The organism is Xanthomonas cissicola, assembly GCF_008801575.1.
In the GTDB taxonomy this organism is placed as follows: Bacteria; Pseudomonadota; Gammaproteobacteria; order Xanthomonadales; family Xanthomonadaceae; genus Xanthomonas; species Xanthomonas cissicola.
In genome coordinates this window covers 1-254 of sequence record NZ_VZPL01000282.1, presented here as the reverse complement: position 1 = coordinate 254, position 254 = coordinate 1, and the positions used below count along the sequence as shown (strand labels likewise).

Here is a 254-nt window from a genome sequence, read left to right as displayed (position 1 = left end):
GAACAGGCCCAGCAAGAGCGCCCTGGGCCAGGCATGGACACTTCTACTGATGAGACTTCGGTGGCGAAGATGCCTGTCATGCCGGCATCCGTTGGCAGACTCAGTTCAAATAGGGACGACGAAGCTCGGCGGTCTCAAGATTCAAGTGCAACAGATGATTTGAAGGCGGCGATTTCCGCTTCCATTGCTTCGCTAGGCGTTTTCCAGCCCAGTGTCTGGCGAGGACGGGTGTTCATCAGTAACGCGATGTGATT

At 55.5% G+C, this 254-nt stretch carries 1 pseudogene; it reads right to left on the bottom strand.

Features of this window, described 5'->3' with window-relative positions:
- Positions 1 to 134 precede the first annotated feature (134 nt).
- A pseudogene (locus F7R02_RS27735) lies at positions 135 to 254 on the bottom strand (IS30 family transposase); the annotation flags it as partial.